The 14,171-nt window shown below is 67.7% G+C and carries 17 protein-coding genes; 12 read left to right on the top strand and 5 right to left on the bottom strand.

All coding sequences use genetic code 11. The features are described 5' to 3' along the window. Nucleotides 1-35: 35 nt before the first annotated feature. Genes ACSION_RS08655 through ACSION_RS08645 form a run of 3 tightly spaced genes read right to left on the bottom strand, consistent with a single transcriptional unit; the run spans nt 36 to nt 1,615 of the window. On the bottom strand, nt 36-338 hold the full coding sequence (locus ACSION_RS08655; RefSeq protein ID WP_435305651.1) for a hypothetical protein: 303 nt from the start codon (nt 336-338) through the stop codon (nt 36-38). Between the two features lie 26 nt (nt 339-364). Next, complete coding sequence (locus tag ACSION_RS08650; RefSeq protein ID WP_435305650.1) at nt 365-631, bottom strand: hypothetical protein; 267 nt, start codon at nt 629-631, stop codon at nt 365-367. Between the two features lie 60 nt (nt 632-691). Then, on the bottom strand, nt 692-1,615 hold the full coding sequence (locus ACSION_RS08645; protein ID WP_435305649.1) for a LysR substrate-binding domain-containing protein: 924 nt from the start codon (nt 1,613-1,615) through the stop codon (nt 692-694). Between the two features lie 138 nt (nt 1,616-1,753). Between ACSION_RS08645 and ACSION_RS08640 the strand changes: the two genes are divergently transcribed. The 6 genes from ACSION_RS08640 (at nt 1,754) to ACSION_RS08615 (ending at nt 6,852) form a co-directional block, all read left to right on the top strand. Then, nucleotides 1,754-2,146 carry a RidA family protein gene (locus tag ACSION_RS08640; RefSeq protein WP_435305648.1) on the top strand — a complete coding sequence of 131 codons (393 nt, stop codon included), beginning with the start codon at nt 1,754-1,756 and terminating at the stop codon, nt 2,144-2,146. 144 nt (nt 2,147-2,290) lie between these two features. Beyond that, a complete protein-coding gene (locus ACSION_RS08635) occupies nt 2,291-4,879 on the top strand; it encodes an ATP-binding protein (RefSeq protein ID WP_435305647.1) in 2,589 nt (862 codons plus the stop codon). A 101-nt stretch (nt 4,880-4,980) separates the two neighbouring features. Next, on the top strand, nt 4,981-5,346 hold the full coding sequence (locus ACSION_RS08630; protein WP_435305646.1) for a DUF4242 domain-containing protein: 366 nt from the start codon (nt 4,981-4,983) through the stop codon (nt 5,344-5,346). 60 nt (nt 5,347-5,406) lie between these two features. Next, complete coding sequence (locus ACSION_RS08625) at nt 5,407-5,679, top strand: DUF4242 domain-containing protein (protein ID WP_093490666.1); 273 nt, start codon at nt 5,407-5,409, stop codon at nt 5,677-5,679. Nucleotides 5,680-5,693: 14 nt separating this feature from the next. Beyond that, entirely contained in the window at nt 5,694-6,428 is a 735-nt protein-coding gene (mddA, locus tag ACSION_RS08620; protein ID WP_435305645.1) for a methanethiol S-methyltransferase, read from the top strand. 160 nt (nt 6,429-6,588) lie between these two features. After that, complete coding sequence (locus ACSION_RS08615) at nt 6,589-6,852, top strand: hypothetical protein (protein WP_435305644.1); 264 nt, start codon at nt 6,589-6,591, stop codon at nt 6,850-6,852. 33 nt (nt 6,853-6,885) lie between these two features. On the opposite strand, the gene ACSION_RS08610 is transcribed toward ACSION_RS08615, so the two are convergent. Then, nucleotides 6,886-7,809, bottom strand: coding sequence for a LysR family transcriptional regulator (locus ACSION_RS08610; RefSeq protein ID WP_435305643.1), 924 nt, complete (start codon nt 7,807-7,809; stop codon nt 6,886-6,888). A gap of 104 nt (nt 7,810-7,913) precedes the next feature. On the opposite strand from ACSION_RS08610, the gene ACSION_RS08605 reads away from it, so the two are divergent. From ACSION_RS08605 to ACSION_RS08580, 6 genes are all read left to right on the top strand, one after another. Beyond that, complete coding sequence (locus ACSION_RS08605) at nt 7,914-8,663, top strand: SDR family oxidoreductase (RefSeq protein WP_435305642.1); 750 nt, start codon at nt 7,914-7,916, stop codon at nt 8,661-8,663. Between the two features lie 94 nt (nt 8,664-8,757). Next, on the top strand, nt 8,758-9,687 hold the full coding sequence (locus ACSION_RS08600) for an alpha/beta fold hydrolase (protein ID WP_435305641.1): 930 nt from the start codon (nt 8,758-8,760) through the stop codon (nt 9,685-9,687). A 111-nt stretch (nt 9,688-9,798) separates the two neighbouring features. Further along, nucleotides 9,799-12,036: a CocE/NonD family hydrolase gene (locus ACSION_RS08595; RefSeq protein WP_435305640.1), complete on the top strand. Its 2,238-nt coding sequence runs from the start codon at nt 9,799-9,801 to the stop codon at nt 12,034-12,036. Nucleotides 12,037-12,191: 155 nt separating this feature from the next. Continuing rightward, nucleotides 12,192-12,416: a hypothetical protein gene (locus tag ACSION_RS08590; RefSeq protein WP_435305639.1), complete on the top strand. Its 225-nt coding sequence runs from the start codon at nt 12,192-12,194 to the stop codon at nt 12,414-12,416. After that, nucleotides 12,413-12,946 (top strand): nuclear transport factor 2 family protein, encoded by a 534-nt coding sequence (locus ACSION_RS08585; protein WP_435305638.1) that lies wholly within the window; start codon nt 12,413-12,415, stop codon nt 12,944-12,946. Before ACSION_RS08590 ends, ACSION_RS08585 begins: the two co-directional genes overlap by 4 nt. A 123-nt stretch (nt 12,947-13,069) precedes the next feature. Further along, entirely contained in the window at nt 13,070-13,627 is a 558-nt protein-coding gene (locus ACSION_RS08580; RefSeq protein WP_435305637.1) for a hypothetical protein, read from the top strand. Between the two features lie 15 nt (nt 13,628-13,642). Here ACSION_RS08580 and ACSION_RS08575 read toward each other — a convergent pair whose 3' ends face one another. Continuing rightward, the gene (locus tag ACSION_RS08575; RefSeq protein WP_435305636.1) at nt 13,643-14,074 is read right to left on the bottom strand and encodes a nuclear transport factor 2 family protein; all 432 of its coding nucleotides are present in this window, start codon (nt 14,072-14,074) and stop codon (nt 13,643-13,645) included. Nucleotides 14,075-14,171 lie beyond the last annotated feature (97 nt).

The raw sequence follows: 14,171 nt of genomic DNA, 5'->3' as shown, positions 1-14,171 counted from the left end.
ATGCCGAAGACGGGAATCGACAGGGCCGGGACCGCCTAGATCGGCGCTTCGATCTGGAAGATGGGCAGGTATACGGCGGCCACCAGCAAGGGAATCATCACGGCCAGACTGATGCCGCCGATCAGGCAGGACACCCAGGCCCGGCGATGCGGCGTCGGCCAATAGAACCCCGCGCACAGCGAAAGGAGAGGAAGAAGCCAGAAGACGGCGTTGTAGTACACGAACAGCCGGGTGATGAAGGGCAGTTCGACATCGAGAGACGCGAACATCTGCCGGAAGTGCGGAACAATCAGAACAGGGATGGCCGCCGCCGTGGCCGCCATCAGGATGCCCGTCACCAGCAGGATCTTTTCTCCCTGGGTCCTCATCCGCCCCTCGCCCGAGGGATATCGGGGCTCTGGTTGGATCGTGCGAGCACGATGCGCGCCGATTCGGCGAAGTCGTGGATAGCCGCCGGATCGGTGGTCCATGCGCGCCCGTTCGAACCCGCATAGGCGTGCAGGAAGTCGGATACGGTCGTGTCACCGCGCGCGAGGTAGGCGCCCACAAAGTGCTCCATGATCCGATAGGCGTCATGCAGGCTGACCCGGTTCTCCAGTGCGTCTTCGAGCGACTCTTGTTGGTCTGTCATGCGTGGCCCCGAGGCCGCTGGGAGATCCGAGGGTATCCCATTACGCCGCCATACAAAGCGCTAGTCTGGCGGCCGGATGGCCGGCGCATGCTGCGCCATCAGTTCCACGATCCAGTCGATGAACACGCGAAGCTTCTGGCTTACGTGCCGGCTGGGTGGAAATGCGACGTACATCGGCATCGACGCCAGTTCCCACTCTTCGAACAGGGCGACCAATTCGCCGCGCGCCAGCGACTCACGCGCCATGTAGGTGGGTAGCCACAGCACGCCGAGGCCGGCGAGGCCCGCGGCCAGATAGGCATTGCCGTCGTCCAACGACAGTACATGCCTTCCCTGTACGCGCACTTCTTCATCACCACGCCGCATCGGCGACATCAAGGGGCTGCCGGTACGTGCGCTGCGATAGCCGACGATGCGGTGCCCGGCCTCTTCCAGCACCTGCGGGTGCGCCGGCACGCCCGCGCGCGCCAGATAGGCCGGTGCGGCATACACGCCCAACGCCAGGTCGGCGATATGGCGTGCGCGCAGCGATGTATCCGTGAGCGCCCCGCCGCGCACCACGCAGTCCACGTTCTCGTCGATCAGGTCCACCTTGCGATCGCTGACGCCCAGGTCGAGTTGGATGTCGGGATAGCGCGCATGGAAATCGGGCAGCGCAGGCACCAACACGTGGCTCGCCAGCGGCGCCGGCACATCCACGCGCAGTCGGCCACGCGGTGACGCGGACGCCGCCGACAGGCTGGTTTCGGCATCGTCCAGATCCGCCAGCAGCCGCACGACCCGCTCGTAGTAGGCCGCACCGTCGGCGGTCACGTTGACCTTGCGCGTGGTGCGGTGGAGCAGCTTCACCCGCAGGTGCGTCTCCAATTGCTGCACCAGCTGGGTGATGCGGGTCTTGCTGGCCTGCAGTGTGTCGGCAGCCTTGGTGAAACTGCCGGTTTCGACCACACGGACGAAGGCCTGCATCGCGTCGATACGGTCCATGCGCTTTCCAAGGGCAGCCGGGATTGTTTGGATTCTACAAACAGTGATCCCTGGATCGGCGTGTTTATCCCCCGCTCCGCGCTGCCTAGAGTCTCCGCCATGACCCGGGCCGCATGGCCCATCCACAGGAGCACTCCCATGGCATCCCGCGACGCCGTCTTTCCCGCCGGTCGGCACGAGCTTTACGCCCTGCACACCTATTCCGCCGCGATCCGCTCGGGGGACCTGCTGTTCGTCTCCGGCCAGGTCGGCAGCCGTAGCGATGGTTCGCCCGAACCGGACTTCGAAGCCCAGGTCCGCCTGGCATTCGCCAATCTGGAAGCGACCCTGAAGGCCGGCGGCTGCGCGCTCGACGACATCGTCGACGTGACCACCTTCCACACCGACCCGGAGCGCCAGTTCGAGACGATCATGCAGGTCAAGGGCGAGGTTTTCCCCGTGCCGCCCTATCCCAACTGGACGGCGATCGGGGTGAACTGGCTCGCGGGCTTCGACTTCGAGATCAAGGTGATCGCGCGGATTCCGGGTTGAGGCGATGCGGGAGGACGCATCCGCACGCCTCCTGTCCTGATAGACGCTTGCTGCGCGTTGGTGGAAGAGCCCGCGCCGCCTTGACCGGATTCCAACGCGCCAGGCCACATCCTCCCCTGGCACCGAAGGTCCCGGCCCCGCGCGATGAACCTGCTCGAACGCGAATCGCAGCTCGATCTCATGCAAGGCCTGCTTGAGGCGGCCCGTGGCGGCACCGGCAATGTCGTGCTGGTCGGCGGCGAGGCGGGCATCGGCAAGACGAGCCTGGTCTCCGCGCTGTGCGAGCGACGCGGCACGATGAACCTGTGGTGGGGCGCCTGCGATGCACTGCAGACGCCGCATCCACTTGCACCACTGCACGACATCGCCCGCGCCAACGCCGTCGGCTTCGGCACCGACATCGACACGCTGGGACGGTTGCCGCTGTTCGGCGCGGTCCTGACCGAACTGCAGGCGTCGCCGACGATGCTCGTCGTCGAAGACGCGCACTGGGCCGACGAGGCCACGCTCGACCTGCTCCGGTTCCTGGGCAGGCGGCTCGCGCACGTACCCTGCCTGCTGGTGGTGACCTATCGCGACGACGAGGTCGCCGCGAATCATCCGCTACGCCGGCTGATGGGCGATCTTCCCCGGGCCAACGTGACCCGCCTGCAGGTGCCCCGCCTGACCGCACAAGCGGTGGAAACGATGGCGCACGGCGCGCTGCATGCGCACGAAGGGCTGTACGAGGTCACCCAGGGCAACCCGTTCTTCGTCAGCGAGATGCTGCGGCGTGGCAGCGAAGCCGTGCCGCATGGCGTCGAAGATCTCGTGCTGGCGCGCTTCGCCCGGCTGGGTTCGGATGCGCGGGACGTCGCGCAGCTGACCGCGATCGTGCCCCGCCACCTCCAGGGCTGGTTGATGGACGCGGTGCTGGCACCGTCGGTCGCGGCGATCGAGGAATGCCTGGACGCCGGCCTGCTGCTCGCACAGCGGGAGACGTTCGCCTACCGGCACGAACTTGCGCGCGTGGCGGTGGAACGATCGCTGTCCGGCCCGCGTGCGCAACAGCTGCATGCACGCGTGCTTGCCGTGCTCGACGGCCCCCACCAGGCACGCGCGCCACTGGCGTGGCGCGTGCATCACGCCGCCCGTGCCCATGACGGCGACGCGGTGCTTCGTCTGGCGCCGGCGGCCGCCGAAGAGGCGCGACGCAGCGGTGCGCACCGCGAAGCGGCTGCGCACCTGCGGACGGCCCTGTCGTTCGCCGACGCGCAGCCGGACCCGATCCGCGCGGCGCTGTTGGAACGCCTCTCCTACGAGTGCTACCTGACCGACCAACTGACGGATGCGCTCGCGGCGAGAACCGCGGCGCGTGATCTCTGGGCGAGCCTGGGCGAGCGCCTCCGTCAGGGAGACGCGACGCGCTGGCTCTCGCGCCTGAGCTGGTACAACGGCCAGACCGCCGCGTCACGGGCGCATGCGGAAGACGCCATCCGGTTGCTGGAAGATCTGCCGGCGGGAAGCGAACTCGCCATGGCGTACAGCAACCTCGCGCAGCTCCACATGCTGCAAGGACAACGTGCGGACGCCATCGCGTGGGGAACGCGCGCGCTGGATCTGTCGGTCGAACTGGGCGACAAGGAAATCGAAGCCCATGCGCTGAACAACATCGGCACCGCGCAACGGGAAGGCGGCGACGATGCCGGCGCCCTGGCGATGGAGCAGAGCCTGCGCACGGCATTGGCCCACGGTTTCGAAGAACATGCGGCGCGTGCTTACGTGAACCTGGCCTACGACGCCGTCGTCTGCAGGCGGCTGCCGGAGGCCCGGCAGTGGCTGGTGGAGGGACTGGCCTACTGCGAAGCGCGCGACCTCGACGCCTGGGCCGGCTACCTGGCGGCGATGCAGGCATGCGCGTGGCTCGCATCCGGTCACTGGGACGACGCCAGCGAACAAGCGACGAGACTCTTGCGCATGCCCCACCTTGCGCCGATCAGCCGGATCATGGCGCTCACCGTGCTGGGCCATGTGCGCGCAAGGCGCGGGGATCCGGACGCGGCCCCGTTGCTTGAGGAAGCGCTCACGCTGGCGCTGCCTACGCAATCCTTCCTGCGTATCGCCCCGATCGTCGCCGCGCGGCTCGAAGCCGCCTGGCTGGCGGGCGAGGCGCTGTCTCCAGGCGAAGCGATCACGGCGCTGGCTTCGGCCGACCTGGGATCGCGCTTCCACCAGTGGATGGTGGACGAACTCTCGCTTTACCTCGACGTGCCGAGTTCCGACGGCGCTTCACCCGTGCGCACATCGCCCTTCTCCTTGCAGCTCGAAGGGCGCTGGCAGGAAGCGGCAGACGCCTGGCGCGCACTTGGCTGCCCGTATGAGCGCGCGCGCGCGCTCGCCGACGGAGACGACGACGCGCGACGCGACGCTCTGGCCCAGTTCGAGGCCCTGGGCGCGGGCCCGATGGTGATGCGCCTGCGCCGCGAGCTGCGCGAAGCCGGCGTCCGTGGCGTGCCGCGCGGGCAGCGGGCCTCGACCCAGTCCAATCCTGGCGGCCTGACCTCGCGCGAGGTGGAAGTCCTGGAGTTGCTCTGCGGCGGCTTGCGCAATGCCCAGATCGCCGAGCGCCTCTCGCGCTCCGTACGCACAGTGGATCACCACATCGCGGCCGTGTTCGCCAAGCTCGGGGTGGGCACGCGCACCGAGGCCATGGCCGCTGCGCTGGCGCTCGGCATCCGCCCGAGAAATAGGTAATCGCGGCACCCAATCTGGGCAAGTCCGCCGACGCGGCGAGGAAGACGGCTCCGTAGCCTTTCCCACACAGCAATCCGCTGTGACAACGACGGACTCCCGATATGAAGATCTCCCTCCATCCCCTGCGCACGCTGGCGGTGGCCGCCCTGTGCGCGCTGACGCTGAGTGGCGCCGCGATGGCCAAGGACGCAGGCACCGCGTCCAGCGCCAACCACCGCTACGTCATCCAGCGTTCCTTCCCCAAGGGCGCACTGGACGGCCTCGACGCCGCCACCAAGGCCAAGGTCAACCAGACCAACGCCCGCTTCGGCGTGAAGTGGCTGATGTCCTTCGCCAACGGCGACAAGACCAAGACCTTCTGCATCTACGAAGGCCCGACCGAGGACGCCATCCGCCAGGCCGCCAAGGCGAACCACCTGCCGGTGGACACCATCACCGAAGTGCCGGTCACCCTCGACGCGCACTGAGCCCCACGTGCGCGACCGCAAGGTCGCGCCGAACCGATACCCCTCACTGGAGACACTCCCATGCCCCGCTACATGATCGAACGCACCTTCCCCACCGGCCTCAACATCCCCATGACCGACGTGGGCGCGCGCGCCTGCCTCGGCGTGGTCGCCACCAATGCCAAGGAGGGCGTGACCTGGGTGCATTCCTACGTGAATGCCGACAAGACCAAGACCTTTTGCGTCTACGACGGTCCGGACCCGGAAGCGATCCGCCGCGCCGCCGGCGACAACAACCTCCCGCTGGAGCGCATCACGCAGGTAAACGTGCTGGCGCCCTATTTCTACCGCTAGGCCGGAGATCGCTCATGAACCGCTCACTGGCCGTGCTGTACGGCGCCGCCTGCTACACCGCGTTCCTCGCCACGTTCCTGTACGCCATCGCGTTCGTCGCCGGGTTCGGCGTGCCGAAGCACATCGACAACGGGGCTCAGACCCCGTTGTGGACCGCGCTGGCCATCGACATCGGTCTGCTAGCGCTGTTCGCCGTGCAACACAGCGGCATGGCGCGACCCGCCTTCAAGCGATGGTGGACGCGGTTCGTGCCGCCCGCGATCGAACGCAGCACGTTCGTCCTCGTCAGCAGTGCGGTGCTGGCGCTGCTGTTCTGGCTGTGGCGCCCGCTGCCGCAGGTGGTCTGGCAGGTGGATGCCGGCCTTGCGCGTGGCGTCCTGTGGGGTGTGTCGTTGTTCGGCTGGCTGCTGGTATTGACCAGTTCCTTCACGATCAACCACTTCGAACTGTTCGGTCTGCGCCAGGTCTGGCTGCATGCGCGGGGACGCGTGGCGAAGGACGAGCCTTTCGTCATCCGCGCGATGTACCGCATCGTGCGGCACCCGCTGATGCTGGGCTTCCTGATCGCCTTCTGGGTGACCCCGACGATGACCATCGGGCACCTGTTGTTCACCGCCGTCGTCACGGGCTACATCTTCGTGGCGGTGAAGTTCCTGGAAGAACGCGACCTCGTCGCGATGCACGGCGACACCTACCGCGACTACCAGCGCAAGGTGCCGATGCTGCTGCCCGGGCGGAGGCGTTCGTAGCCTGGCAAGTGCCTTGGAGGGCCGTGGCAGAGAACCGCGGCCCTGCTTTCCGATCACGACACACCATCGCGCACGCCTGTACCTCGTCTCGCGCGCGACCCGTCGGTGGCGTCGCGCTAGGCTGGGGCCCTGCCCTGCACAAGGTCCCTGGGAGCCCGCCATGCCCCACTCGTCCGATCCTTATACGCCGATCAACTGCGAGTTCCACGACGTACTGGAGGCCACCGCGACACGGAGGACGGCGGCCATCATCCGGTTCCTGGATGACGATGGCACGCCGCAGGAACGCGAAACGCGCATCGTCACCCTCTCCGCCCGGGACGGCGTCGAGTACGCCGAGCTCGGCACCGGCGAACGCATTCGCCTGGATCGACTGATCGCGGTCGGCGACAGCGTGCTGGCGGACTTCGCGCCGTCGGCCTGAGCGACGGTGATGGCGCCCCACATCGGTCGGCAATTACTTGAGCGTCGCCACATCCAGGCCTTTCACCAATCGCGACGCCAGGCGCTTGTTCTGCAATTGCGCCAGCCACCACTCCAGCGCACGCCCCTGGTGATCGCCGCGCCAGGCGACATAGAGCAGGTTGGGTTCTCGCGGGTCCACCATCTTTTTTTCCACCAGGTCGCCACGCTGGAGCAATCCGGCGACACGATCGCGTGGCAGCCAGCCCACACCAAGACCTTCGCATTGGGCCTGGATCTTGGCGCGCATGCTGGGGACCGCCAGCGACGGCTGACCGCCCAGCACGCCATACCCGCGCACCTCCACCCTGCGCGACGTATCGGCCACTACGACCGCTCGATGCTGGAGCACGGCCGCACGTTCGACGGGTTCGTGCACCTTGGCCAAGGGATGGCGCGGGGAAACCGCGAACACCCAGTCCATCACGCCCAGTTCGAACCAGCGCAGCCCGGGGATCACCGGTGGTTCGTTCGTCGCCCCCACCACCAGGTCGGCGCGCCCGTCGCGCAAGGCGTCCCACGTGCCGGTGAGGACTTCATGGGTGATGCGCAGCGTCACGCCGGACTTCAAGGCATCGAACGCACGGATCACCGGCAGCAGCGTCTCGAACTCCAGGATCTCGTCGGTGACGATCCACAAGCGGTCCTCCCATCCACCCGCGATCTGCCTGACCCGCTGGGTCAGGCGCGACACATCCAGCATCAGGCGCGCGGCTTCCTGTGCCAGCAGGTGGCCTGCCGGCGTCAGCTGCAGGCGATAGCGGCGACGGTCGAACAGCAGCGCATCGAAGCGCGCTTCGAGCTGCCTTGCCGCATGGGACACGGTGGATGGCGCCTTGCCGAGCCGGGCGGCCGCCCGGGACAGGCTGCCACTCTCGCGAATGGCTTCCAGCAGGGCCAATTCATCGGCTGACAACATGTTCGATACCTTCGAACGAGTCCATCGCGATTGTGGCACGGAAAGCCGCCAGGGCACCGCCAATATGCGCTCACAGCATTGGGCTGGCATCGAAGGACTTCACCATGAACCGCTTCAACAACAAGACCATTCTCGTGACCGGTGGCAGCAGCGGCATCGGCCTGGCGGCCGCCAAGGCGTTCGCATCGGAAGGCGCCCGCGTCGTCATCACCGGCCGCGACGCCGCGTCGCTCGACCAAGCGAAATCGCAGATCGGACCCGACACGCTCGCGCTGGTGAACGACGCCGGCCGCCTGGCCGACGCGAAAGCACTGGGCGCGGCGCTGGTGGCCGCCGCCCTGCGTCTGGACGCCGTCTTCCTCAACGCCGGGACGGCGAAGTTCGCCGCGTTCCCCGACGTGGACGAAGCCCTGTGGGACCACGTCTTCGACACCAACGCGAAGGGCCCCTACTTCCAGGTGCAGGCGCTCATCCCACTGCTCAATCCGGGCGCGTCGATCGTCATCAACGGCTCCATCAACGCCCATATCGGCATGCCGAACAGCTCGGTGTACGCCGCCAGTAAGGCCGCGTTGATCTCACTGGCGAAGACCCTGTCGGCCGAACTGCTGCCGCGCGGCGTCCGCGTCAACGTGGTGAGTCCCGGCCCGGTGGCGACGCCGCTGTACGGCAAACTGGGTCTGGATGCCGCTTCGCTGGAAGCCACGGCAGCGCAGATCCAGAACCAGATCCCGCTGGGCCGCTTCGGCACGCCCGACGAGATCGCTTCGACCGTACTGCACCTGTCCTCGCCCGAGTCGGCGTTCATCGTCGGCACCGAGATCATCGCCGACGGCGGCATGAGCCAGCTCTAGGCACCCCGCACCCCGTCCTGGCCGACGGATACGCGTTCCCGCGTTGCCACCGGGTATCCGCCGGCCTTGCGACACCCACCCCAAGGAGATCGTGATGAACAGCTTGCTGCGTACCGTCCAGCGCGCGACCACGGCGCTGCTGGTGATCCTCGGCCTGCACCTGCCCGCCCAAGCGGCAGGCAATACGGCCATCCACGACCACACCGCGACCGTCAACGGCGTCACCCTGCACTACCTGCAGGCCGGCGAAGGCGACACGTCCCCGGTGGTATTGCTGCACGGTTACGCCGAGACCAGCCACATGTGGCGACCGCTGATGCCGAAACTCGCCGATCGCCATGTGGTCATCGCGCCCGACTTGCGCGGCGCGGGCGCGTCGTCCAAACCGGACGGCGGTTACGACAAGAAGACGCTTGCGCAGGACATCCATGCGCTGGTGGCGTCGCTGGGCTATCGCAAGGTCAAGATCGTCGGCCACGACATCGGCTTGATGGTGGCCTATGCCTACGCGGCGCAGTATCCCGACGAGGTGGAGAGCATCGTGCTGATGGATGCCTTCATCCCCGGCGTCGGCGACTGGACCAAGGTCTGGCTGCTGCGCGACCTGTGGCATTTCCATTTCTATGGCGAGACGCCGTTGAAGCTGGTCGATGGTCGCGAGCGCACCTACTTCGAGCACTTCTGGAACGACTTCGCTGCCGATCGCACCCGCTCGATTCCCGAGGCCGACCGTCAGTTCTACGCGAAAGAGTACGCACGCCCGGGCGGCATGCGCGCCGGCTTCGAGTACTTCCGGAACTTCGAGCAGGACGCGAAGGATTTCGCGGGCTTCGCGCAGACAAAACTGACGATGCCGATGCTGGTGCTGTCAGGCGAAAAGGCCGGCGGCCAGTTCCTGATCGACCAGGGCCGGATGGTGGACGACAACGTCGAGGGCGTCATCATCCAGGGCTCGGGCCACTGGCTGATGGAAGAGGCGCCCGGGCAGACGATTCCGGCACTCGTCGCCTTCCTGGACCGATAGCATCAGGCCCCGTGCCCGTTTCGTCGCGACGGGCACGGTTTCGTCGCATCGCACTTCCCCGCTACGGTCCCACGTGCAAAGCTCCCGCGGCCCTCCCTGCCCCGGACCGACATGAGACTGCTGCTGGGACTTCTACTGACGGCGTGCGCCTTCCCTTCCTTCGCGCAAACGAAGGACATCGTTATCCCGGCGGGCCTGCGCGACGGCCATGTGGATGCGGCGATGACCACGGTGGCACGCGAGGCGCTGGCGGTCTATCGCGACGAAGATCCCCAGCGCGACCTCGCGACCCGATTCCGGTTGCAGCTCGCCGCCGGCCGATACACGCAGGCGATCGACAGCATCGACACACTGCGCGGCTTGCGCAAGGATCCACCGTCGCAGCCGCCGGTGTTCCTGCAGTACGAGATCCATGCGCGCGCCAAGACACTGCAGACGCAGCGCGGGATGGCCTACGCCCCGGCATGGCGGCAGGCCTTCGCCGAGCGTTTCGGCGCATTGGACGACCGGACGGCCCTGCAAGCGGAGTTCTCGTTCGGCACCTCGCTCGCCAGGGTGCGAGGCGACCTGGATGCAGCGCTGGCGAAGGTGGCCGGCCGGTCACGGCTGCCGCTGCCCGAGGCCATCGACCTGGTCCGTGCATACCAGGTGCATGCCGCGTACGCGGCGTTCCAGCCGTTGTTCGCGGCGGCATTGAAGGACGACGACGCGCGCCGCTACCGGATCGACCGCGACGTGCTGGTGCGGACGCCGGAAGGAGTCGGTATCGCCGCGCTGGTCGTGCGTCCCGCGAACGCACCGCGCTTGCCTACGCTGCTGCAGTTCACCGTCTACGCCAACGACGACGTGGCCTGGGGCGATGCCAAGACGATGGCCGCGCATGGCTACGTGGGCGCCGTGGCCTACAGCCGTGGCAAGGGCCGTAGTCCCGATGCCAATGCGCCCTTCCGGCACGACGGCGTCGATGCGGCCGCCGTCATCGATTGGATCGCAGCGCAGCCCTGGAGCGACGGCCGCGTGGGCATGTTCGGCGGCAGCTACAACAGCTTCGCCCAGTGGTCCGCGCTGAAGCAGCGACCGCCGGCGCTAAAGGCGATCGCGACATCGGCGTCTGCCGCACCCGGCATCGACATCCCGATGGAAGGCAATGTCTTCCTCAATTTCATGTATGCGTGGCCGCTGTACACCGCCAGCAGCCGCTGGCTGGACGATGCGCGCTACGGCGACAGTGCACGCTGGGCGAAGCTCGATCGCGACGCGTATGCGAGCGGTCGTGCCTACGGTGAGCGGCCGCTGATCGACGGCAGTTCAAATCCGCTGTTCGCCGAATGGCTGCAGCACCCCGCCTACGACGCGTACTGGCAGGCGATGATCCCGCAAGGCGACGAGTTCGCCGGCATCGACATCCCGGTGCTGGCCACGACGGGGTATTTCGATGGTGCACAGGCTGGCGTATTGCACTACTTCCGCGAACATCTGCGCCACCGCCCGGACGCCGACCACACGCTGGTGATCGGCCCCTACGAACACATCACGATGCAGACCGGCGTGCCGCCCACCGTGCAAGGCTATGCACCGGACGCCGCCGCGCGGATCAACCTGCAGGCGTTGCGGCTGGCGTGGTTCGACCATGTGCTCAAAGGCGCACCGAAGCCTGCGCTGTTGGCTGACCGCGTGAACTGGCAAGCCATGGGAACCGATGCCTGGCGCCACGCGCACACGCTGGAGACCATGGCGACCCGGCGCCAATCGCTTTGCCTGGCGTCGGGGGCGGCCGCAGGTACTTACGCACTCTCTCCGCAACCGCAGCCTGGCGTAGTGGCCAGGCAGCGCGTTGATTTCCGCGATCGCAGCGATGCCGACTGGACGCCGCCGCAGAACGTGCTCAATCCCCGATTGGATCCGCACGCGGGCCTGGTCTTCACCGGCGAGGCGCTGGCGCGGGACACGGAACTGGCGGGACCGTTCGATGGCATGCTCGATTTCACCCTCAACAAGCGCGACGTCGACATCGCCATCGGCGTGTACGAGCTCACTGCCGAAGGCCAGTTCTTCGACCTCGCCTGGTGGTTGCAGCGCGCGAGCTACGGCGCGGATCGCCGCGAGCGCCGCCTGCTCGACCCCGGCGTAGCGCAGCGCCTGGCCGTGAAGGACACGCGCCTGATCGGCCGCAGGTTGGCGGCCGGCAGCCGACTGGTGGTGACGGTGGGCGTGAGCAAGCAGCCCGACCGCCAGCTCAACCTCGGTAGCGGCAAGGACCCGTCGGAAGAAACCTTGGCCGATGCCGGCGAGCCGCTCGAGATCCAGTGGCAGGGCAGCAGCTGCCTGTCGTTCGGCGTGCGCGAATGAGGCACACGGGTGCATCGATGCAATCGCTTCGGACGGGCTGAGTCCACTTCCGTCGCCGACCGGGGCGTTTCGTCGCGAACCGGTTGTCCGCAGCGCCGATGCAGCACGAGGATGGCGACGTACCGATGACCGGTGCCCTGCCCCTAGGAGCCTCCATGAAGACCCTCGTCGCGCTCGCCGCCTGGTGCATCCTGTTCGTGCTGTGCTGGCCGCTGGCCTTGCTGGTGCTGGTGCTGTGGCCGGTCGTCTGGCTGTTGTCGCTGCCGTTCCGCCTGGTGGGCGTGACCTTCTCGGCGCTGTTCGCCTTCCTGCATGCGCTGCTGATGCTGCCTGCGCGCCTGCTGGGTGCGGGTCCGCGCGCCTCGGCCACGCCGGCATGACCGCCGTGCGCCTGCCGGGGCAGCACCCGATGAAGAAGCTCGTGCCGGTCCTGCTGGGCCTGGGGCTGTTCGCGTTCGCCGGGCGCACGGCAGCCCAAGCTCCATCGCCCGACCGCACGCCACAGGATCTGTCGCAGATCGTGGCCGAGCTCGATGGCGCCGTATTCGATGCCTTCAACCAGTGCGCCGATCCGGCACAGCTCGCGCGCCATGCCGCGTACTTCGATGCGGGCGTGGAGTTCTACCACGACAACGGCGGCGTCACCTGGACGCGCGACGAGATGATCGGCCGCACCCGCGAGAACGTATGCGGAAAGTACCAGCGGCGCCTGGTCCCGGGCTCGCTGAAGGTCTATCCGATCCGCGGCTACGGGGCGATCGCCCAGGGCGAACACACGTTCTGCGCGACCGGTGGCGACGACTGCGGCGGCATGGCCGACTTCACCATGGTCTGGCGCGAACAGGAGGGCCGTTGGCAGATCACCCGTGTACTGAGCTACGGTCACCGCCCCGCACCGGCCACGCCCTGAACCGGCCACGCCCTTAATCGGCGACTTCGCACTCGCTTCACACAGGCACCCTCGCCCGCCCATGCACGGCATGGACGCTACGCCTGCGCTCCTGCAGGCTTGGGAAACATGACGATGGCGAGCATGCCGCTTCCTTCCACCACGACCCGATGGATCCGCCGGCTGCGCCCGCTCGCGTGGGGCGGCGCCGCGGCATTGCTGCTGACGCCGTGGGTGGCGATGCGGTTCACGTCCGAGGTGGCATGGACGGGATCGGACTTCGCCGTGTTCGGCGCGATGCTGCTCGCCGGCTGCGTGGCGTTCGAGCTCGCGGCCAGCGCGGCACGCGCACCGGCCTATCTCGCGGCCAGCGTGATCGCGCTGGGCGCGGCCTTCCTGCTGGTGTGGGCGAACCTCGCGGTCGGGATCGTCGGCGAGCCTTCGCATCCGGCCAATCTGGCGTTCATGGCCATTCCCTTGGCTGGCGTCATCGGCGCCCTGCTCAGCCGTCGGCGGCCGCGGGGCATGGCATCGACCCTGGTGGCGATGGCGGTGTTGCAGGTCGTCGCGGCAGGAATCGCGGTGCCGGCGAGCGCACAGGAACCGCGTGGGTTCCTGCTGGGCTATACCGCCGCCTACGTCGCGGTCTGGCTGCTGTGCGCGGCGCTGTTCCACAAGGCGGCCGACACGGCGCCGCGATAGCGAAGATGTACGGGGTCAGCGTGGCTTGCTGTGCCACAGCGCGTTGACGATGACCCAGCGACCATCGAAACGGCCCATGTGGAAATGGTCGACGAACCACGGCGTCTCCAGACGCACGGCCGCGGTCTCGGCGGTGACGTCCAGCACGCGGCAGCTGCGGTTCCACTGTTCCTTCGGCGTCTTCAGCACACCCTGCCGGGTCAGCTCGACCAGTTCGTCCTTCGACATGCGGCGCAGGCCGAGGCGCTCGTACGGCGTGTCGCCCACCACGGCGCGCTTGGCCAGGTCCGGATGCAGCGCGCGCGACACGCGCGCCGGGTCGCCTTCGAGCTGGCCGTCGATGTAGTCCAGGCAGGTGGCCTCGATGGCGGCCAGGGTGGCGGCATCTGCCGTGGGGGCGGGTGTGGTGGCGACAGCTGCCGCCATGACCAGGGAAAGCAACGACATCGAGGGCTCCTTCGCGTCTGTTCGGGGGAATGGCCTGCAGGCCTGCCCGATCAGACGGGAAGGACGCGACGGGCGGGCCATGCTGGCGCATGCGTAG

It is taken from the genome of Pseudoxanthomonas sp. LjRoot125 (assembly GCF_964252705.1).
In the GTDB taxonomy this organism is placed as follows: Bacteria; Pseudomonadota; Gammaproteobacteria; order Xanthomonadales; family Xanthomonadaceae; genus Pseudoxanthomonas_A.
Note: the sequence above shows the minus strand (reverse complement) of the source record. Positions and strands in the feature narration are given on the sequence as shown.